Origin of the sequence: Microbispora hainanensis, from assembly GCF_036186745.1 — a bacterium.
GTDB lineage: Bacteria > Actinomycetota > Actinomycetes > Streptosporangiales > Streptosporangiaceae > Microbispora.
Window position 1 is genome coordinate 3,088,131 of record NZ_CP108086.1, and the last position, 18,814, is coordinate 3,106,944.

At 71.0% G+C, this 18,814-nt stretch carries 19 protein-coding genes; 8 read left to right on the forward strand and 11 right to left on the reverse strand.

The genetic code is table 11. From position 1 onward, the window contains the following. The first annotated feature begins 19 nt into the window (after positions 1 to 19). A complete protein-coding gene (locus OHB01_RS14605) occupies positions 20 to 2,548 on the forward strand; it encodes a GcvT family protein (protein WP_328855518.1) in 2,529 nt (842 codons plus the stop codon). A gap of 260 nt (positions 2,549 to 2,808) precedes the next feature. Here OHB01_RS14605 and OHB01_RS14610 read toward each other — a convergent pair whose 3' ends face one another. The 4 genes from OHB01_RS14610 to OHB01_RS14625 all read right to left on the reverse strand — a co-directional run bounded on the left by OHB01_RS14610 (position 2,809) and on the right by OHB01_RS14625 (position 6,980). Next, positions 2,809 to 4,608, reverse strand: a complete 1,800-nt coding sequence (locus OHB01_RS14610) for an HNH endonuclease signature motif containing protein (protein ID WP_328708461.1) — start codon at positions 4,606 to 4,608, stop codon at positions 2,809 to 2,811. Then, on the reverse strand, positions 4,587 to 4,889 hold the full coding sequence (locus OHB01_RS14615) for a hypothetical protein (RefSeq protein ID WP_328708460.1): 303 nt from the start codon (positions 4,887 to 4,889) through the stop codon (positions 4,587 to 4,589). Before OHB01_RS14615 ends, OHB01_RS14610 begins: the two co-directional genes overlap by 22 nt. A 573-nt stretch (positions 4,890 to 5,462) precedes the next feature. Beyond that, the gene (locus OHB01_RS14620; protein ID WP_142651982.1) at positions 5,463 to 6,341 is read right to left on the reverse strand and encodes a sugar kinase; all 879 of its coding nucleotides are present in this window, start codon (positions 6,339 to 6,341) and stop codon (positions 5,463 to 5,465) included. Between the two features lie 93 nt (positions 6,342 to 6,434). Continuing rightward, positions 6,435 to 6,980, reverse strand: coding sequence for a type 1 glutamine amidotransferase domain-containing protein (locus OHB01_RS14625; protein WP_142651981.1), 546 nt, complete (start codon positions 6,978 to 6,980; stop codon positions 6,435 to 6,437). An 84-nt stretch (positions 6,981 to 7,064) separates the two neighbouring features. On the opposite strand from OHB01_RS14625, the gene OHB01_RS14630 reads away from it, so the two are divergent. After that, entirely contained in the window at positions 7,065 to 7,847 is a 783-nt protein-coding gene (locus tag OHB01_RS14630) for a DUF72 domain-containing protein (protein WP_142651980.1), read from the forward strand. A 54-nt stretch (positions 7,848 to 7,901) separates the two neighbouring features. On the opposite strand, the gene OHB01_RS14635 is transcribed toward OHB01_RS14630, so the two are convergent. Next, positions 7,902 to 8,372, reverse strand: coding sequence for a hypothetical protein (locus OHB01_RS14635; RefSeq protein ID WP_142651979.1), 471 nt, complete (start codon positions 8,370 to 8,372; stop codon positions 7,902 to 7,904). A gap of 223 nt (positions 8,373 to 8,595) precedes the next feature. Here OHB01_RS14635 and glnII point away from each other — a divergent pair, with 223 nt between their 5' ends. The 4 genes from glnII to OHB01_RS14655 all read left to right on the forward strand — a co-directional run bounded on the left by glnII (position 8,596) and on the right by OHB01_RS14655 (position 12,352). Beyond that, the gene (gene glnII, locus OHB01_RS14640; RefSeq protein ID WP_142651978.1) at positions 8,596 to 9,609 is read left to right on the forward strand and encodes a glutamine synthetase; all 1,014 of its coding nucleotides are present in this window, start codon (positions 8,596 to 8,598) and stop codon (positions 9,607 to 9,609) included. 174 nt (positions 9,610 to 9,783) lie between these two features. Then, positions 9,784 to 10,716: a metal ABC transporter substrate-binding protein gene (locus OHB01_RS14645; RefSeq protein WP_142651977.1), complete on the forward strand. Its 933-nt coding sequence runs from the start codon at positions 9,784 to 9,786 to the stop codon at positions 10,714 to 10,716. Then, entirely contained in the window at positions 10,713 to 11,474 is a 762-nt protein-coding gene (locus tag OHB01_RS14650; RefSeq protein ID WP_142651976.1) for a metal ABC transporter ATP-binding protein, read from the forward strand. The genes OHB01_RS14645 and OHB01_RS14650 overlap by 4 nt, the downstream gene beginning before the upstream one ends. Then, positions 11,471 to 12,352, forward strand: coding sequence for a metal ABC transporter permease (locus tag OHB01_RS14655; RefSeq protein ID WP_142651975.1), 882 nt, complete (start codon positions 11,471 to 11,473; stop codon positions 12,350 to 12,352). The genes OHB01_RS14650 and OHB01_RS14655 overlap by 4 nt, the downstream gene beginning before the upstream one ends. A gap of 8 nt (positions 12,353 to 12,360) precedes the next feature. Here OHB01_RS14655 and OHB01_RS14660 read toward each other — a convergent pair whose 3' ends face one another. Further along, on the reverse strand, positions 12,361 to 13,617 hold the full coding sequence (locus OHB01_RS14660; protein ID WP_328854055.1) for an IS110 family transposase: 1,257 nt from the start codon (positions 13,615 to 13,617) through the stop codon (positions 12,361 to 12,363). Positions 13,618 to 13,796: 179 nt separating this feature from the next. Between OHB01_RS14660 and OHB01_RS14665 the strand changes: the two genes are divergently transcribed. Beyond that, complete coding sequence (locus tag OHB01_RS14665) at positions 13,797 to 14,627, forward strand: metal ABC transporter permease (RefSeq protein ID WP_142651974.1); 831 nt, start codon at positions 13,797 to 13,799, stop codon at positions 14,625 to 14,627. Positions 14,628 to 14,630: 3 nt separating this feature from the next. On the opposite strand, the gene OHB01_RS14670 is transcribed toward OHB01_RS14665, so the two are convergent. Together OHB01_RS14670 and OHB01_RS14675 are read right to left on the reverse strand one after the other, a co-directional pair. Next, entirely contained in the window at positions 14,631 to 14,906 is a 276-nt protein-coding gene (locus OHB01_RS14670) for an isoamylase early set domain-containing protein (RefSeq protein ID WP_142651973.1), read from the reverse strand. Between the two features lie 76 nt (positions 14,907 to 14,982). Then, positions 14,983 to 15,801, reverse strand: a complete 819-nt coding sequence (locus OHB01_RS14675; RefSeq protein WP_221890025.1) for an SAM-dependent methyltransferase — start codon at positions 15,799 to 15,801, stop codon at positions 14,983 to 14,985. Between the two features lie 262 nt (positions 15,802 to 16,063). Between OHB01_RS14675 and OHB01_RS14680 the strand changes: the two genes are divergently transcribed. Then, positions 16,064 to 17,053 (forward strand): zinc-binding dehydrogenase, encoded by a 990-nt coding sequence (locus OHB01_RS14680; protein WP_142651972.1) that lies wholly within the window; start codon positions 16,064 to 16,066, stop codon positions 17,051 to 17,053. Here OHB01_RS14680 and OHB01_RS14685 read toward each other — a convergent pair. The 3 genes from OHB01_RS14685 to OHB01_RS14695 form a co-directional block, all read right to left on the reverse strand. After that, positions 17,050 to 18,108: a sulfite oxidase gene (locus tag OHB01_RS14685; RefSeq protein ID WP_142651971.1), complete on the reverse strand. Its 1,059-nt coding sequence runs from the start codon at positions 18,106 to 18,108 to the stop codon at positions 17,050 to 17,052. The two genes, OHB01_RS14680 and OHB01_RS14685, sit on opposite strands and share 4 nt — an antisense overlap. Before the next feature lie 36 nt (positions 18,109 to 18,144). Next, positions 18,145 to 18,309: a hypothetical protein gene (locus OHB01_RS14690; protein WP_168066566.1), complete on the reverse strand. Its 165-nt coding sequence runs from the start codon at positions 18,307 to 18,309 to the stop codon at positions 18,145 to 18,147. A gap of 93 nt (positions 18,310 to 18,402) precedes the next feature. Continuing rightward, the gene (locus OHB01_RS14695; protein ID WP_142651970.1) at positions 18,403 to 18,738 is read right to left on the reverse strand and encodes an ArsR/SmtB family transcription factor; all 336 of its coding nucleotides are present in this window, start codon (positions 18,736 to 18,738) and stop codon (positions 18,403 to 18,405) included. Positions 18,739 to 18,814: the final 76 nt, after the last annotated feature.

Here is an 18,814-nt window from a genome sequence, read left to right on the forward strand (position 1 = left end):
GTGTTACAGGACGGTACCGATGTCGCAACTTCCAGTAGACGCCCGCGCCGTCGTCATCGGCGGCGGAGTGGCCGGATGCAGCGTCGCCTATCACCTCGCCAGGCTCGGCTGGACCGACGTGATCCTGGTCGAGCGGCACGACCTCACCGAGGGCACGACCTGGCACTCCGCCGGCTTCGTCGGCCAGCTCAGGTCCACCGTCACGCAGACCAGAATGATCATGTATTCGGCCGGTCTCTACCCCGAGCTGCGCGAGCTGACCGGGCTCGACCCCGGCTGGCACGGCGTGGGCGGCCTGCGCCTGGCCACCACCCCCGAGCGCATGGAGGAACTGCTGCGCCAGGCCGGGGCCGCCGAGACGTACGGGCTCGACCTGGAGCTGCTCGACCCCCGGGGCACGCTCGACCGGCTGCCACTGCTGGAGGTGGGCGACGTCCTCGGATCGCTGTGGCTGCCCGGCGACGGCTGGCTCGACCCGGCCCGGCTCGGTCACGCCCTGGCCGAGGGCGCCCGCAGGCTCGGCGTACGGATCTTCACCGGCGTCGAGGTCACCGGCGTCGACGTCCACGACGGCCGCGTCGTTGCCGTACGCCTTCGCGGTGAGGGTGGTGAGCACGTCGTGCGCACCGAGACCGTCGTGAACGCGGCGGGGGCGGCGGCCGGAGTGATCGGCCGGATGGCCGGGGCCGACATCCCGATCGTGCCGATCAAGCACCAATACGTCGTGACCCCGCCGTCCGGCGTCCCGGCGGACACGCCGACCGTCCGCGACCCGGACAACATCGTGTATTTCCGCGAGGAGGACGGCGGCATCCTCGTCGGCGGCTATATCAGGAGCCCGCAGATCTGGGACGCCGCCCGGCCGCTGTCCGAGCCGCGCACCCTCTTCGCGCCCGACATGCCGAAGTTCCGCGAGTCGTGGGAATCGGCGGTCCGGCGGGTGCCTTCACTGAAGGCGGTCGGGGACGGCGACGACCCGGCGGCGTTCCGCAAGGTCGTCCACGGGCCGGAGGCGTTCACGCCCGACGGGGAGTTCCTGCTGGGGGAGACCGAGGTCGCCGGGCTATGGGTGGCGGCCGGTTTCTGCGTCCACGGCCTGGCCGCCGCCGGAGGTGTCGGCAAGGTCATGGCCGAGTGGATCGTCGAGGGCGCTCCCGAATATGACGTCTTCGGCATGGACGTGCGTCGTTTCGGCTCCTACGCCCGTTCGGCCCGCTGGGCCCGCGCCAGGGCCCTGGACTCCTACAGCAAGTACTACGACATCGTCTATCCCGGCGAGGAACGCACCGCCGCCCGGCCGCTGCGCCGTTCGCCCGCCTGGGTGCGGCATGAGGCGCTGGGCGCGTCCTTCGGCGAGAAGGCCGGCTGGGAGCGGGTCAACTGGTATCCGTCCGACGCTGCTTCCGATTCGGGCGCTTCCGATTCGGGCGCTTCGGATTCGGGCGCTTTGGATTCGGGCGCTACGGGTGGGGGCGGGGCGCGGCCGAGGGGCTGGGCGGGCCGGGTCTGGTCTCCGGCGATCCGTGAGGAGTGCCTGGCGACGCGGGACGCCGCCGGGCTGTTCGACCAGTCGTCCTTCGTCAAGCTGGAAATATCCGGATCCGTCGCCGACCTGGAGCGGCTCGCGGGCAACACCCTGGACCGCGTGGACGGCTCGGTCGTCTACACCCAACTGCTCAACGCACGCGGCGGCATCGAGGCGGACGTGACCGTGACCCGGCTCTCGAAGGACCGGTTCCGCCTCGTCACCGGCACCGCGTTCGGGCCTCACGACGCCGCCCTGCTGCGCCGTCACGGGCTCGCGGTCACCGACGTCACCTCCGCCTACGCCTGCTACTGCCTATGGGGGCCCCGGGCGTACGACATCCTGGCGTCGCTCACGGACGACGATCTGACCTTCGGCTACCTGCGGGCCGCCGAGATCAGCGTGGGGCACGTCCCCGTGCTCGCCCAGCGGGTCACTTTCGTGGGCGAGTTCGGCTGGGAGCTCTACTGCCCGTCCGAATACGGGCTGACGTTGTGGGACTCCCTCATGGACGCGGGCCGCCCGCACGGCATGCGGCCCGCGGGCTACCGCGCGCTCGACTCACTGCGTCTTGAGAAGGGCTATCGGGTCTGGGGTCTCGACATCACACCCGAGACCACCCCTCTGGAGGCCGGGCTCGCCTTCGCCGTCCGCCCGGAGCGCCGGGCCGCCCTGCCACGCCCCCGTACGGCGTTGCGCTGCCTCGTGCTCGACGACGATCGTGACGTCTGCCTGGGCGGCGAGCCCGTCCGGCTGGACGGCCGTCCCGTCTCCCGCGTCACCAGCGGCGGTTTCGGCCACCGAGTCGGCCGCTCGATCGCGTACGCGTACCTTCCCCTGGAAGTGGAACTCGGCAGCGTGGAGCCCGGCAGCGTGGAGCCCGGCGGCGTGCAGCCTGGCGGCGTGGAGAGTGGCGGGCGCGTGGAGATCGGTGTCAACGGCCGCGGCGTGGGCGCCACCGTCGTCCGAGAGCCCCTCTATGACCCGGACGGCCTCCGTATCAAGGCCGAGCCCTGGCACTAAGCGGACGGAACGGACCTCGGGCCGGGGCCCATGGCGCTGGTTATGCGCGGGACAGACCGTGGCCGGGTATGGAAGGGGCAGACCGGGGGTTGGTCATGCGCAGGACAGACACGTGGCCCCGGTTAAGCGGACAAAGCTTGGCCCCGGTCACTGCGCCAGAAGGAACCTCCGGTCCTCGCGAAGCCCGCTCCGCTGGGCCTTCGCTGCGGTCCTCGCTCCCTTCCGCTCCGCTCCCTCGATCCCGCCGGAGCGCTGGGCGGTCATTCTCGTAGTCGTCGGGCTCGTCCGAGGCGGTGGTAGGTGAAGGCCCAGCGGTCTTCGCCGACGTTGCGGCGGGTGTAGCGGTCGGGGTGCTGGTAGCGGTCGCGGTTGTGGAACTGGCAGGCCGGACCGAGGAGCTTCAGGTCCGTGAGGCCGCCGGTGCTCCAGTTGTCGGCGTGGTCGATCTGGCACATGGTCGCCGGGAGGGGGCAGCCGTCGATCCAGCAGGTGGCGTACCGGGCGAAGATGGCCCGGCGCTGGGCAGGAGTCGCCAGGCGGACCTTGCGGCCCATGTCGAGGACCTGCCCGTCGGCGTTCATGACGATCCGCACCAGAGTCGAGGTGCGGGCGAGGCGGTGCACGCTGGAGACGGGCAGCACCTGCCCGGTCGCCAGCAACAACCCCGGCGGCACCATCCCCAACGACGCACGCAGCGACGATCCCAGTGCCGTTCCCAGCGCTCCCGGCGTGCCCTGGCCATGCCGGCAGTCCCCCGCAGGCCGATGCCCGGCGTGGGTGTGACGTGCGGAGGCGTCCTCGGGAGGAGGATCCGGCTGCACCGCCTCCGAAGGCGCTGTGTCCGAAGGTGCTGTGTGGGAATCTCCGTCGCCGTCGGGAGAGGCGGTGCTTGCGGTGCCGGGCGGTTCGCATTCACGGGCGTCGCTTCCCGCACCGGTACCTGCCTCGGCCTCAGCTTCAGTCTCGGCACTGTCGAGCCCGTCCGCGGCGTCGGGGGCGTCGGTGCCGCCCGCAGCACCGGGGTCGCCTATCACGTCGGAGACGGCGTCGTCGGCCTGGTGGGGGGCGTCGGTGCCTCCGGTGTCGTCGGCGTCGGCGGCCGCTGGGTCACTCGTGTCGTCCTGGCCGTCCCCGAAGCCCTCGGCATGCCACGCGTCTTCGACGTGGTCGGCGGTGTTCTGGGCCTGGCTCGGCTCGTCAGTGGTTCCGGCAGGGTCGGGGACGTAGTCGCTGGGGGTGCTGTCGTCGAGGTCTGCGAAGTGGTCGCTGACGTCGTCGTCGGTGGCCGGGTCGGCGGGGTATGGGTTGTCGTCGGTGGGGTCGGTGGGGTCGGTGGTTTCGGGGTCGGTGGGGAGGGATTCGGCGCTGACCACGACGAGGAGCTCGGTGACGATCTTCTGCTCCAGCAGGGCGATCAGCGCGTCGGCCTGACGTACCGTCAGCGGGCGGTCATCCCCCTGTGCCCTCAGCTTGGCGTACGCCTGCAACAACGCCATCAACCGGGCGCCGGCCTCACGCGGCAGGTAGAACTCCCCTTCCACGCCGCCGCCCTTGCCCGGGCGGACCCGCAGGAACCGCCGCCCGTAATCGGCCCGCTCATCCCGCTCATCCCCATCAGGGTCCAGCACCGCCCGCAGATGGCGGCCGGCCTTGGCGACCTCCGCCGCCCCCGCTTTGCCGGCCAGGTCCACCAAGATCGGCTCCGCCAGGCCGGCCTGCTCATCCGATAGCCCGGCCACAGCGGCGCAGATGGCCTCCACCACCCCCGCCGCCAACTCACCCGCAGCGAACTTCTCCCGCACCTTGGGGAGGCGCGGCAGCTCCGCCCCCAACGTGAGCAGGCGGCCCGCACCACCCACCGTCATCCCCCCACTCGTGCGCAACCAGCACCGGGTGGAGGCATGGCCATGCTGCCTGGCCTGTCCCGCACGGTGGACCCGGCCGACGCGGTCGGCCAGGGCGCTGGTGATCCGATCCCGGGCGAACAGCAACTCCTCCGCCTCGGCCAGGCACATGTCCACGTCGTCGGGAAGCGGGGTCAGCGCCAGCTCTTGGGCCACCTCACGAACCGACCCCACCACCACCCACGACGACCGCACACGGCGCTGGCCCTGACCACGACCGCCCACACCCTCGGAAGCACCCGCACCCGCACCCGCACCCGGGCCGGCCGCGCCAGTGCCATTCGCGCCAGAGCCGCCCGCGCCAGTGCCGTTTGTGCCAGCAGCGTCCGGGCCAGTGGTATCTGCACCGTCGGCAGCTCCACGCGCGGCATTCGCGCCAGCGCCGTTCGTGCCACCCACATTCGCACCGGCGGCAGCCGCACGATCGGCAACCCCACAGGCGGCACGCGCGTCAGATCCCGCGCTGTCGGCGGTCCAACACGCGGCGTTCGCGCCAGCGCCGTATGTGCCAGCGGCATTCGCACCGTCGGCAGCTCCACGGGCGGCACCCGCGTCGGATCCCGCACTGTCGGCGGTCCAACACGCGGCGTTCGCGCCAGCGCCGTCCATGCCAGCGGCATTCGCACCGGCGGCGTCCCTACGCCTGGGATCCGCACCATCGCTACCCGCGTTGTCGGGATCGGTGCCCGAGACGTCCGCCCCTGGGCCGCTCGTGGTCTCGGTGCTGGGCGCGTTGGCGGGCTGCCGGGGCCCGAAGTTGATGATCGGGAAGGGCTCGCGGGCGGATGAGCCGTCGGACGACCACAGCGGCGAATTGGCGATCAGACGGTCCCACCAGCCGTCGTCAGGCGTGTTCGAATGACGGGAGTGCTCGGGATCGATGTCGAACAGATCCATGGCACCCCCCAACAAGAGATTCGAAAGCTTGTATTAATTCTTTCGCGTCTCCGGGGCTAGTTCAAGATCAACTAGGAATCTCCTGGGATCACAGATTGAGGGGACCGCCCTGGTCACGGGGGGAGTTCGCCGCGGGTGGGGAGGCCCTGCCAGGAGCTGTGGCTGGCGACCGCGAAGGCGGCCACCGAGATGCCGCGCTTGAGGCGGTCCGCCGGGTGCAGGCCGTCCAGGATCGCGCTGAGGTAGCCGGCGACGAACGCGCCGCCGACCTCGGAGGGGTCGACGGAGGTCACGGGGGCGGCCTGGGTGTCGTAGCGCAGGCCCTCGACGGTGGCGCTGGCACCCTTGGCGCCCCGGGTCACGACCAGCTCGGGCCTGGACGCGAGGGCGGGCTCCACGAGCATGAGCTCGTCCTGGGTGGCGAAGAGCACGTCGGCCGAGGCGGCGAGCTCGGTGAGCCCCTGCCGGGCGTCCTCCACGCTCTCCCACAGGTTCGCGCGGTGGTTGACGTCCACGGAGACGAGCACGCCGGCGTCCTTGGCGATTTTGACGGCGTGGTGGACGGCGCTCCACGCGAGGCCGCTCAGCCCGAGGGTGACGCCGGTGACGTGCAGAATCCGTGCCGACTGGACGGCCTCGCCGGGCACGTCGCCGGTCGACAGGTGTGACCCGGCCGAGCCCTCGCGGTAGTGGACGGCATGCGACGAACGGCCGATGCGCCGCTGGCGCAGGATCAGCCCGGTCGCCGCCGTCTCGTCCACCCGTACGTGGGAGACGTCGACGCCCTCGCCGCGCAGCACGGTCAGCGTGCGCATGCCGAGTTCGTCGGAGCTGACCCGGCCCAGCCAGCTCACCGTGTGGCCGAGCCGGGCAAGGCCGACCGCCGTGGTCAGCTCGGGCCCCTCCACGTCGAGACGGATGGTCATGTCATGCCGGAGCCGGTCGCCGGAGACGACGCCCAATGCCTCTCCGAGCGTGAAAACCTCGGTCATGCCGTAAGTCCGCGGGATCGCACCCGGAAAGCATGACAGAGCCTGATCCGCCCGGGAAAGCCCTGCCTCAGACGCCGAACTCAGGTGCCGAAATCAGGCGCCGAACGCGTCCACGGCGGCCTGGCAGAAGGCCTTCAGATCGTCCGGCTTACGGCTGGTCACCAGCGTGTTGGGACCGGCCGTGCAGACCACGACCTCCTGGTCCACCCAGGTCGCCCCCGCGTTGCGCAGGTCGGTCCGGAGGCTGGGCCACGAGGTCAGCGTGCGCCCGCGCACCACGTCGGCCTCCACGAGGATCCACGGCGCGTGGCAGATCGCCGCTACCGGCTTGCCCGCCTCGAAGAACTCCTTGACGAACCGTACGGCTTCGGGCCGAAGACGCAGGAAGTCGGGGTTGGCGACCCCTCCCGGGAGGACCAGGCCGTCGAAGTCGGCGGCGGAGACCTCCCCTGCCACGGTGTCCACGGGGAAGGTGTCGGCCTTGTCGAGGTGATGGAACGCCTGGATCTCCCCGCGTTCCACCGAGACCAGCCTCGGCGTGCCGCCCGCCTGCTGGACGGCCTTCCACGGCTCGGTGAGCTCGACCTGCTCGACCCCCTCCGGGGCGACGAGGAACGCGATCGTCTTGTCCTGGATCATTCGATGCTCCCCTCTTTTGCTCGTTCTTGACGTCGCGTGCCCCGATAACTGCGATCTATGCGGTCCGGTGGGTAGGGGACGGACATGCCCGTGCTGGTGGGAACCTCGGGGTGGCAGTACGCCGACTGGCGCGACCTCGTCTACGGCGGTGTGCCCCAGCGGCTGTGGCTGGAGAGGTACGGCGAGATCTTCGCCACGGTCGAGAACAACAACGCCTTCTATCGGCTGCCGAAGCGGGAGACGTTCGAGTCGTGGCGGGAGCGTACGCCGCCCGACTTCGTCATGGCGGTCAAGGCCAGCCGCTTCCTGACGCACATCAAACGGCTGAAGGACCCTGAGGAGCCGGTCGAGCGGCTGATGGGCGTGGCCGAGGGCCTCGGCCCGAAGCTGGGCCCCATCCTGCTGCAACTGCCGCCGACCCTGCAGGTGGACGCCGGGCGGCTGCGGGCCTGCCTGGCGCGGTTTCCGCGTGCCGTACGGGTCGCCGTCGAGCCGCGGCACGCCTCGTGGTGGACCGACGAGATCCGCTCGCTGCTGACCGAGTATGGGGCCGCGTTGTGCTGGGCGGACCGGCTCGGCCGGCCCGCCGGTCCTCTGTGGCGTACGGCCGGCTGGGTCTACCTGCGCTTCCACGAGGGAGCGGCGGAGCCCTGGCCGAACTATGGCCGGCGCGCGCTGAGCCACTGGGTGGACCGCCTGGGGGACGTGACGGACGCCTACGTCTACTTCAACAACGACCCCGGCGGCGCCGCCGTACGCAACGCGATCACCTTCGCGGAGCTGGCCCGCGCGCAGGGGCGGGACGTGCCCAGGGCGCGGCTTCCGGAGTCGGCTCCCGGGCGGACCCCCGAGCCCGTCCGGTCGTGACCGGACGGGCGAGTGCCACCCCGTCATGCCCCAGCGTGCCCCGGTATGGACAGATCAGGCGCGGTGGTCGTCGGTCGCGTGACGCCCGCCGGCCACCAGCTGGTCGCGGGACGACTGCTGAGCGGGCACCGACACGCGGTCGTGCGGCGCGGTGGGACGCTCGGCGCGCTCGGCCCGGTCGTCGACGCCGTCGCCATCCCGGTCGGTCTTGGGGGACGTCTCCAGGCGGCGCTCCAGGTCGCGCTTCTCGGCCTCCAGGCGGGACACGCGGTCCCGCTCCGCCAGGCGCGCCTCACGCTGCCGGCGGCGCTTCACGGCGGCGCGGCGCATGCCGCCGGTGATGAGCAGCAGGCCGACGACGAACACGGCGGCGGTCACGACGCCGGCGATGAACAGCTCGAACGGGCTGAGGTTGAACGTGCGGTCCAGGACCGTGATCGGCAGGGTGTTCGCGGTGTCGTTCACCGACACCTCGATCACGGCCGCCGCCGCGATCAGGACCAGAAGCAGGCCCAATAAGACCATCTGCGCTCACTCCCGGTGCGGTTGCGATTGGTTGACGCCCATCCGACTGCCCAAGAGAGCGGCGTTCATGTGTCAGGGGCACAACAGCTACTCATCGCACTGTCAAGGCAAAGAATGCGCGTTAACACTCTGGTTACAAACGGGCAAAGGTTACGAAATGCCAAAACGGCACTGTCGAGCGTGGCGGACGAACGCCAGGCCGCCTCGTTCGAAAGGGATCGACGTGACCTACAAGGCCGAGTACATCTGGATCGACGGCACGGAGCCGACCGCGAAGCTCCGGTCCAAGACCAAGGTTCTTGCCGACGGCGCCGAGCCGCCGGTGTGGGGCTTCGACGGGTCCAGCACCAACCAGGCCACCGGTCACTCCTCCGACCTGGTGCTCAAGCCGGTCTTCACCTGCCCCGACCCGATCCGCGGCGGTGACAACGTGCTGGTCCTGTGCGAGGTCCTGCACACCGACCTGACCCCGCACGCGACGAACACCCGCGCCGCGCTGGTCGAGGTGGCCGAGCGCTTCGCCGAGCAGGACTCGTGGTTCGGCATCGAGCAGGAGTACACCTTCTTCAAGGAGGGCCGCCCGCTCGGCTTCCCGCTGGGCGGCTTCCCCGCTCCGCAGGGCGGCTACTACTGCGGTGTCGGCGCCGACGAGGTGTTCGGCCGCGAGATCGTCGAGCTGCACCTCGACCGCTGCCTGGCCGCCGGCCTGAAGATCTCCGGCATCAACGCCGAGGTCATGCCCGGCCAGTGGGAGTTCCAGGTGGGCCCGGGGGGCCCGCTGGAGGTCGGCGACCACATGTGGGTCGCCCGCTGGCTGCTCTATCGGACCGCCGAGGAGTTCGACGTCGCCGCCACGCTCGACCCGAAGCCGGTGAAGGGCGACTGGAACGGCGCGGGCGCGCACACCAACTTCTCCACGAAGGCCATGCGTGAGGGCTACGAGCCGATCATCACGGCCTGCGAGGCCCTGGCCGACAACGCCATGGAGCACGTCAAGAACTACGGCCACGGCATCGAGGACCGCCTGACCGGCCACCACGAGACCGCTCCGTGGGACAAGTTCAGCTACGGCGTCTCCGACCGCGGCGCCTCGGTCCGCATCCCGTGGCAGGTCGAGGTGGAGAAGAAGGGCTACATCGAGGACCGTCGCCCCAACGCCAACGTCGACCCCTACGTCGTCACCCGCCTGATCGTCGACACCTGCTGCACGGCTCTGGAGAAGGCCGGCCAGGTCTGACGGTTCCTCCGTCTCTCTCCATCTCTCGTACGGCTCCCGCGTCTCGGCGCGGGAGCCGTACGTGTCTATGGCGGCGGGTCCCAAGTGCCCAAGTTGACAATGATTTTCATTTGCGGGACATTTGGGGGGGATGTTTCCCGTGCCGACTTTGATATGCCGACTTGAGGATTCGTCGTGCTCTCGCCGCTCGCCCGTAGGTTGTCGTCCGCCGCGCTGATCGTGCTGTTCGCCCTGTCCGCGGGCGGCTGCGGCGGCGAGGACACGTCCGCGTCCTCTTCCGATCCGGCCCGGCCGCTGAGAGTGGTCGCGACCACCACGCAGGTGGCCGACTTCGCCCGCAACGTCGGCGGCGACCGGGTGAGCGTCCACCAACTGCTCAGGCCGAACGTCGATCCCCACGACTACGAGCCGTCCCCGGCGGACATGCGGGCCATCGCCGAGGCCGACGTGCTGGTCAAGAACGGCGTGGGCCTGGAGAAATGGCTCGACGAGACGATCTCGGCCGCCGGTTTCGACGGGCCCGTGGTCGACGCCTCCCAGGGCGTGCAGATCCGCGACGGCGACCCGCACATCTGGCACGACCCCCTCAACGCCAAGACGATGGTCGCCACGATCGAGAAGGGGTTCGCCGCCGCCGATCCGGGTGACGCCGCGGTCTACCAGGCCAACCAGGCGGCGTACGACGCGAAGCTGGACGCGCTCGACGGCGAGATCGCCAGGAAGATCGACTCCATCCCGCCCGACCGGCGCAAGCTGGTGACCAACCATGACGCCTTCGGCTACTACCTCGACCGTTACAAGCTGACCTTCGTCGGCTCGATCATTCCGAGCTTCGACACCTCGGCGGAGCTGTCCGCCAAGCAGGTGTCCGACCTCGTCGCCAAGATCAGGGAGACCGGGGTGGCCGCCGTCTTCTCGGAGGCGTCGCTGCCGCCCAAGACGGCCGAGGCGATCGGGCGCGAGGCCGGGGTGACGGTCGTGGCCGGGGAGGACGCCCTGTACGGCGACTCGCTGGGCCCCGAAGGGTCGGCCGGTGCGACCTACCTGCAGATGGAGGAGCACAATACCGACACCATCGTCAACGCGTTGAGGGGGACCGCCGCATGAGTGAGCGCGCGCCGACCCTGGTGCTCGACCGGGCGAGCGTGGCCTACGGCGACGTCCCGGTGCTGGAAGAACTGAACGGCGTCGTCCACGAGGGCGAGGCCGTGGCGCTGATCGGCCCGAACGGCGCCGGCAAGTCCACGTTCATCAAGGCGCTGCTCGGCCTGGTGCCGGTCGTACGCGGCAGGATCGAGGTGCTGGGCAGGCCCCCGGCGCAGGCCCGCCGCGACGTCGCCTACGTGCCGCAGGCCGACACGCTCGACCCGGACTTCCCGGTGTCGGTCGAGCAGGTGGTGATGATGGGCCGATATCGGCGGATCGGCTGGCTGCGCCGCCCCTCCGCCGACGACCGGGCCGAGGTGGCCGACGCCCTGGAGCGGGTCGGGCTGGCCGGGCGGGCCCGCGACCGGTTCGGCACGCTGTCGGGCGGGCAGCGCCAGCGGGTGCTGCTGGCCAGGGCCATCGCCGCCAAGCCGCGGATGCTGCTGCTCGACGAGCCGTTCAACGGCGTCGACGCGGTCAGCCAGCACGCGTTGCTGGAGGCGATCGGCTCGCTCAAGGCGCAGGGCGCCTCGGTCGTCGTCAGCACCCACGACCTCGCCATCGCCCACCTCGCCTGTGACGAGGTGTGCCTGCTCAACCGGCACCAGTTCGGCTTCGGCCCGACCGGCGACGTGCTGACGCCCGAGCGGCTGCGCGCGACGTACGGCGGGCACGCGCTCGAACTGCGCGGCGACCGCGTGATCGTGACCCAGACATGATGTTCTTCGAGCCGTTCCAGCTGCCCTTCATGGCGCGGGCGCTGATCGAACTGGTCGTCCTCGGCCTGCTCGCGGGCACGGTCGGCGTGCTGGTGCTGCTGCGCCGGCTCGCGTTCGTCAGCGACACCCTGACGCACACCGTCTTCCCCGGCGTCGTCATCGGCCACCTCATGGCCGGTGACGGCGGCATCTTCTGGGGCGCGCTGGCCGCCGGGGTCGTCACGGCCGTCCTGCTCACGCTGCTCACCCGGCGCCGCAGGGTGAGCGAGGACGCCGCCCTCGCCATGCTGCTGACCACGCTGTTCGCGGTCGGCGTCGTGATCGTGTCGCGGCAGACCGGCTTCACCTCCGACCTCACCGCGTTCCTGTTCGGGCGGGTGCTGACGGTCAGCGAGGCGCAGCTCGCGCAGACCGCCGTCGTGACGGTCGTGGTCGTGGCGTTGCTGGCGGTGCTGCGGCGGCCGCTGCTGCTGCGGGCCTTCGACCCCGAGGGCGCCCAGGCGGCCGGCGTACGCGTCGGACTGCTCGACCTGGTGCTGAATGTCGCGGTCGCGCTGGTGGTCGTGGCCGCCGTGAAGGCGGTCGGCACGATCCTCGTGATCGCGTTGCTCATCGTGCCGGCCGCGGCGGCGCGCAGCCTGTCGGACCGGCTCGCGGTCATCGTGCCGCTGGCCTGTCTCGTCGGCGCGGGCGCCGGGTGGCTGGGGCTGGTCGTGAGCTACGAGGCGTCGGTCGGGTATGGCATCAGGCTCGCCTCCGGCGCGACCGTGGTGCTCGTGCTGGTGGCGATGTACGGCCTGGCCCACGCCGTGGCGTACGTCCGCAGGAAGGCGGGCCTGAGCCGGGCCCGTCGCAGGTCGGTCCTGGAGGCTGCCTAATGCTTTTGTCAAGCCACCGCAGCCCGGACATGGCTAGGGTCGTACGGCCTCCTGTGCCGCAGAATCGCGTGCAGGACGTTGACACGGCGGCGGGCCAGGGCGATGAGGGCCTGGTGATGCCGTTTGCCTGCGGCGCGTTTGCGGTCGTAGAAGGCCCGGCTGGCCGGGTCGCAGCTGATAGCGATGAAGGCCGACTGGTAGAAGACCCGCTTGAGGGCCTTGTTGCCTGCCGTGGCGCGCTGCAAGTAGCGGACCTTGCCCGACTGCTTGAGCACCGGGGCCAGGCCCGCGGCCGAGGCGAGCTGGTCGGGGCTGGCGAATCGGGCAATGCCGCCGGTTTCGGCGAGGAACTCCGCAGTCAGGGTCGCCCCCATCCCCGGCAGGCTGAGGATGAGGGCCGCATCAGGGTGGCGCGCCAGCACCTCCTGGATGCGCGCATCGAGCTGGGCCAGCCGTTCACGTCCGGCCAGCGCTTCGGCCGCCAGGTCGCGGATGATGTCCGCAGCCACCGTCTGCCCGGGGACGGCGATGTGCTGGGCTGCCGCGGCGTCGATCGCCGCCTCGGCCAGCGCTCGGACCATCGACGCCTTCACATGCCGCACCTGGCGCAGATGGGCCAGTACGTCCTCCAGCCCGGCGTCGCGGATCTCGGCCGGAGTGACAAAGCGGGTCAGCAGGTGGAGACCGAGCTTGCCGGTGACATCGACCACTCGCTCCAGGCCGGGGTGGATCGAGGTGAGCAGATCCCGCAGGCGGGCGGCCCGCCGGGTGGCGTCGGTGACCAGCTCCGCACGCCGGCCGACCAGCAGCCGCAGTTCGGCGTCCAGTTCCCGGCCCGGCTGCACTGGTCGCAGGTCATCGCGCATGCGCACCTGATCGGCGATCACGCGGGCGTCCTTGGGGTCGCTCTTGCGCTCCCCGCCCACGGTGGCGCGCCGTGCCCGGTTGACCGCCATCCCCGGCACATGGACCACGGCAAGGCCCGCGTGCAGCAGCATCGCCTCCAGCAGGCCGGCGATACCACCCAGCACGTCGATCCCGACAGTGGCCGGGCCGTGCTCGGCCTGCGCGACGGTGATGTGCTCGATCAGCTCGCCAATGGCACCGGGGGCGTTGTCGAAGCGGCGGCTGAGCAGCACCTTCCCGGTCTCAGCGACCTTGATCTCGGCCCAGTGGAACTCCTTGGAAACGTCGATACCTACAGCGACGGCCATGCCACTCCTTCCTCTCCCGTCACTGCCATGCAGCCTCTCCTCGCCGTCCATGCCCTACATAGCGATCAATCGCAGTGCCTAATCAGCGGTCAAGGAGAAGCGACGAGGCAGGGGGCCGAGCCTCCCTTGCCATCGAGGGCAGCCAGCGTGAGAGCCATCCCTGCCTCGTTCGCACACCCCGATCTTCTACACCAACCGGAGCGCGCTCGCACTCAAGAAGGTAGGGCGGCGTGAGCTGGCTCGACTCCACCGTCCACCGGGCCCTCGCAGAGGCCGTCCTGGTCGGCGCGCTGGGCGGGGTGGTCGGCGTCTTCGTGATCGCGCGGCGGCTGCCGTTCTTCACGATGGCACTCACGCACGCGACGTTCCCCGGCATCGTCGTCGCCGCCCTGCTCGGGGTGAACCTCTACCTCGGCGGCGGGCTGTTCGGGCTGCTGGTGGTCGCCGCCGTCCTGGCGTTCGGCCGGGGCCGCGGGCAGGACTTCACCACGGCCACCGGCATCGCGCTGTCGGGCGGCTTCGCGCTCGGCGTGGTGCTGGTGTCGTCGCAGGACGGCTTCACCAAGGACCTGGCGGCCTACACGGTGGGCGACGTCCTCGCCGTCGGCGCGGGCGACCTGGTGGCGACCACCGCCGTCGCCGCGGGCGTGCTGCTCGTGCTCGTCCTGGTGGGCAAGGAACTGCTGCTCGCGGCGTTCGACCCGGTGGGGGCGGCGGCGCTCGGGCTGCCCCTCGTGCTGCTCGACTTCGCGCTGCTCGCCGTCGTGGAGGTGACCGTCGTCGCCACCGTGCCCGCGCTGGGGACGATCCTCGCCGTGGCGCTGATCGTGGGCCCGGCCGCGACCGCCCGCCTGATCACCGACAGGCTCGCGCCGCTGTTCCCGCTCGCCGCCGGGATCGGGATCGCGTGCGCCCTGGCGGGTGTGTGGGTCTCCACACGGTGGAACGTCGCGACCGGGGCCTCCATCGCCCTGTTCGTGGGCCTGGTGTTCGGGGTGGTCTTCCTCGGCACCGCCGTACGCGACCGGGCCAGACGGGCCGTGGCCGCCAACCCGGCGTGAGAGTCAGAGGTGCAGCACGCTGCCCTGCTCGTCCACCTGATCGGCGCTGTCGTCGTCGAACCACACGCCGCCCGTGGCGAGGTAGCGGAACCGGTGCGCGCCGGGCGGGAGGATCACCGACACGGTGCGGGTGCCGTTCCTGCGCGGCAGCAGTTCGTGGCGGCCGGGCAGCCAGTCGTTGAAGTCGCCCACGACGCTGACCGTCCCGGAGGGCTCGTCAATGGGCAGGGCGAAGGTGACGCGGGTCTTCTGCCCGAACAACCTGGTGCGTTTGAGCATGTCGCATAGCCTGGCGTATTGCCCCTAAAGGAAGAAATAGGTACACGCAGGACGTAACACAATATTCACGGCCTTTTCAGGGCGTGCGGCCGACCCCGCAGAGGAACCACGTGGGCAGGTGGCGGCCGGCCTGGCGGGCGAGCAGGTTCTCGTCGTCGGGCCGCCACTCGTCCAGCGGCACGAGGCCCGGCTCGATGAGCCGGAAGCCGCCGAACAGCTCGTGGATCTGCTCGCGGCTCCGCAGCGTGACACCACTGCTGGCCTGCCGGTAGACGGCCGCCCCCTCGCGGGCGTCGCCCGCCCGTTCCTCGTCCGTGACGTGCGACAGCACGAGGTGGCTTCCCGGGGCGACGCACTCCCGCAGGCGGGCGACGAGCTCGGCCGGTTTGTCGTCGTCGGTCAGGAAGTGCACCACGGCCACGAGCAGGATGGCGACCGGCTCCGAGACGTCGATCAGCGACCGCAGCTCCGGGTCGGCGAGGATCTCCTCGGGACGCCGCAGGTCCCCGTGCACGGTGACGGTGGTGGCGGTGGTGCCCGACAACAGCGCCTGGGAGTGCGCGAGCACCACCGGGTCGTTGTCCACGTACGCCACCCGGACGCCGGGGTCCATCTCGTGCGCCACCTCGTGGACGCTGCCCTCGGTCGGCAGCCCGGTGCCGATGTCCACGAACTGCCGGATCCCTGCCTCGGCAACCAGATGGCGTACGGCCCGGCGCAGGAACGCGCGGTTGCGGCGGGCCAGCGCGGGGGCCTCGGGCGCGACCTTCATGATCCGCTCCGCGGCTTCCCGATCTGCCGCGAAGTTGTCCTTTCCGCCGAGGAAATAGTTGTACATGCGTGCGGGATTGGGGACGCCCGCATCGATACCGGGTGGCGGCGCGTCATCAGCCACGCAATGTCTCCTCACTCATGGTAGTAAAGAGGACTTGGTGCGAGCATAAGGGTCTCCGAGGGAAAACCCAACGAAGAACGCCATAACTCTGTGACTCCACTTTTTCGCCGGATTTCCGTGCGCGAAAGCGAGACACGCCACGGGCAGCGGCAGCTCGGCGGTCGGGAAGAGCGTGACAGCGAGCTCGCCGATCGGCTCACGCCGGGAGACCTAGGACCAGCGCCCGATGTGGAGACGCGGCCGGGAAACCTATAACGGACGCATGTACGCGATCAGATTGCACGCTTTCGGCCCCGCCGAGAATCTCGTCTACGAGGAGGCCGAGGATCCCGAGCCCGGGCCCGGCCAGGTGCGCGTGGCCGTACGGGCGGCGGGGGTGCACCTCGTCGACACCGTGTTGCGGGCCGGGAAGTACGGAGGCGGCCCGATCCCCGTCCCTGATTTGCCCACGATTCCCGGCCGTGAGGTCGCCGGGGTCGTCGACGCCGTCGGCCCAGAGGTCGATCCGGGCCTGATCGGCAGGCGGGTCGTGACCCACCTCGGCATGGTGCCCGGCGGATACGCCGAGCTGGCCGTACGGGACGCCGCGGCGATCCACGAGATCCCGGACGGCCTGGGGTACGGCGAGGCGGTGGCGATGATCGGCACCGGCCGGACCACGATGGGCATCCTCGACGTCGCGGAGATCCGGGCGGACGACGTCATGGTGGTGACGGCGGCCGCCGGGGGCATCGGCAACCTACTGGTGCAGGCGGGGGTGCGGGCCGGCGCCACGGTCGTGGGGCTCGCCGGCGGCCCGGCCAAGGTGAGCCGGGTGCGGGAGCTGGGCGCGCACCACGCCGTGGACTACACCGCTCCCGGCTGGCCCGACGAGGTGCGGGCGCTCCTCGGCGACCGGGAGGTCACGCTGGCGCTCGACGGCGTCGGCGGGACCATCGGACGGGCGACGCTGGAGCTGCTCGGCGTCGGCGGCAGGATCGTGCTGTTCGGCTGGTCGGACGCCGAGGGCGGCCCGACCGCGCTGACCACGGAGGACCTCTACCAGCGCGGCATCACCGCGGCGGTGGGGATCGGCCCGCGGGTGCTGAAGCGGCCGGGCGGCCTGCGGGGTCTGGAGGAGCGGGCGCTGGCCGCCGCGGGGTCGGGTGAGCTGGTCCCGCTGGTGCAGAGCTTCCCGCTCAAGGACGCCGCCGCCGCGCACGCCGCGCTGGAGACCCGCGCCACCACGGGCAAGGTCGTCCTCGTTCCCTAGGCGACCAGGACGGGGTGGGGGAGCACCGAGGTGTGGCAGTAGCCGAGGTCGTTCATGGGGGTGACCTCGGGCTGGGTGCGGCCGTGCTCGTCGGTGGCCCGCACCCGTACGACATGGGCGCCGGGGGCGGGGTCCCAGGTGAACCGCCAGCGGGTCCAGACGCCCGCGAGGCCGGGCCCGTCGAGGACGGCGGGCCGCCAGGGGCCGTCGTCGATCCGGTAGTCGACGGCGGTCACCCGGTCCTCCCCGGCGTACGCCCGGCCGCGGATCGTCTGCGGTCCTGGGTGCAGCCGCGCGGGCCAGGGCAGCTCGACCAGGCTCGCTACCGGCGTGGAGGTGATCGGCACGGCCGGACGTCCGGGGCCGACGATCACGTAGTCGTCGGTGTTCCACGGCACGCTCAGCGGCCGGTCGGACACCTCGATCCGGCCCACCCACTTGATGCTCGCCGCGCCGAGCCAGCCGGAGACCACCACGCGGGCCGGAAAGCCGTGGTCGGGCGGCAGGATCTCGCCGTTCAGGGCGAGCGCGAGCAGGGTGTCGGGGGCGAGGGCCTTGGCGAGGGGCATCGGGCGGCGTCCGCGCGCCTCGTCGAGCCCTTCCGGCATCACCTCGACGGCGGCGTCCGTGAGGCCGGCGGGTTCGAGCAGGTCGCGCAGCGGAATCCCGGTCCACTCGGCCGTGCCGATGGCGCCGCGGTGCCACTGCACGCCCTCGAACCGGTGGCCGTGCTCGGCGCCGAACAGGGCGCGCCGGTTGCCCGCGCACTCCAGGGTGCGGACGACGGACACGAGCGGGAACCGGCGCCACAGGTCGTCGTAGGTGTAGTCGATGGTCCGGCGCACGCCGCCGCCCTCCACGCGCAGCGTCCAGGTCTTCGGGTCGACGCGGGGGGTCGGGGCGTGGTTGCGGACGAAGAAGCGGTCGATGGGGGTGATCAGGCCCGGCAGGCGGTCGGGCCGGGCGCCGTAGTCGAGGCCGGTGCCGGCGTCCTCCATGAGGTCGGCGCTGATCGGCTTCACCACCGCCGTGCGGATGTCGCGTGTCGTACGCATCGGCCTTTCCTCTCCCGGCCGATGCGGTGACGGCCGTCAGCCGAGGTCGCGGCTCGCCCTGTGGGCGTGACGCTGTGCCCAGGACGCGAGGCGTGACCAGCGCCGGGCCGCGACCAGGCGGTTGGCGACGCGGGCGTCGTCGGCCTCGCGGTGCAACTCCGTGAGGCGCTCGGTGGCCAGGGAGTAGTCGTAGAACATCATTACCGTCCAGCTCGCCGTTGTAACTGTCTTAGATTTCTTAGCCAGTCACAAAGGTACGGCAAAGTGCGTAACTGGTCAAGTTGGTTTGGACGGTTACGTCGCCCTGGCGGCCTGGGCGTCGTACGCGCGGACGACGGTGTCGAGCAGGCCGGGGAAGAGGGCGTCGAGATCCTCCCGGCGCAGCGAGCTCATCTTCGCGGTCCCCCGGTAGACCTGCCTGATCACGCCCGCCTCGCGGAGCACGCGGAAGTGGTGGGTGGTCGTCGACTTGCTGACCGCGAGGTCGATCGCCGAGCAGGAGGATTCGCCGTTGCCGGCGAGGAAGCGCACCACCTGGAGGCGTACGGGATCGGACAGCGCGTGCAGGACGGCCTCCAGCCGGATCTCGGAGGGATCCGGGTGGTCGAGCGTCCGGGGCTGGGGCGTCATCGCGGCCCTCCTTGTACGACGTTCGTCGTAGTTTGACATCTCTCGTACTACGAAGGTTATCGTACAAAGGTCGCCG

Bases quoted from the DNA above. Each gene is read 5' to 3' on its own strand.
- OHB01_RS14605 (WP_328855518.1), top strand. From the start codon at position 20: ATGTCGCAACTTCCAGTAGACGCCCGCGCCGTCGTCATCGGCGGCGGA.
- OHB01_RS14620 (WP_142651982.1), bottom strand. From the start codon at position 6,341: ATGACCGAGGTTTTCACGCTCGGAGAGGCATTGGGCGTCGTCTCCGGC.
- OHB01_RS14625 (WP_142651981.1), bottom strand. From the start codon at position 6,980: ATGATCCAGGACAAGACGATCGCGTTCCTCGTCGCCCCGGAGGGGGTC.
- OHB01_RS14630 (WP_142651980.1), top strand. From the start codon at position 7,065: ATGCCCGTGCTGGTGGGAACCTCGGGGTGGCAGTACGCCGACTGGCGC.
- OHB01_RS14635 (WP_142651979.1), bottom strand. From the start codon at position 8,372: ATGGTCTTATTGGGCCTGCTTCTGGTCCTGATCGCGGCGGCGGCCGTG.
- OHB01_RS14650 (WP_142651976.1), top strand. From the start codon at position 10,713: ATGAGTGAGCGCGCGCCGACCCTGGTGCTCGACCGGGCGAGCGTGGCC.
- OHB01_RS14655 (WP_142651975.1), top strand. From the start codon at position 11,471: ATGATGTTCTTCGAGCCGTTCCAGCTGCCCTTCATGGCGCGGGCGCTG.
- OHB01_RS14660 (WP_328854055.1), bottom strand. From the start codon at position 13,617: ATGGACGGCGAGGAGAGGCTGCATGGCAGTGACGGGAGAGGAAGGAGT.
- OHB01_RS14670 (WP_142651973.1), bottom strand. From the start codon at position 14,906: ATGCTCAAACGCACCAGGTTGTTCGGGCAGAAGACCCGCGTCACCTTC.
- OHB01_RS14680 (WP_142651972.1), top strand. From the start codon at position 16,064: ATGTACGCGATCAGATTGCACGCTTTCGGCCCCGCCGAGAATCTCGTC.
- OHB01_RS14685 (WP_142651971.1), bottom strand. From the start codon at position 18,108: ATGCGTACGACACGCGACATCCGCACGGCGGTGGTGAAGCCGATCAGC.
- OHB01_RS14690 (WP_168066566.1), bottom strand. From the start codon at position 18,309: ATGATGTTCTACGACTACTCCCTGGCCACCGAGCGCCTCACGGAGTTG.
- OHB01_RS14695 (WP_142651970.1), bottom strand. From the start codon at position 18,738: ATGACGCCCCAGCCCCGGACGCTCGACCACCCGGATCCCTCCGAGATC.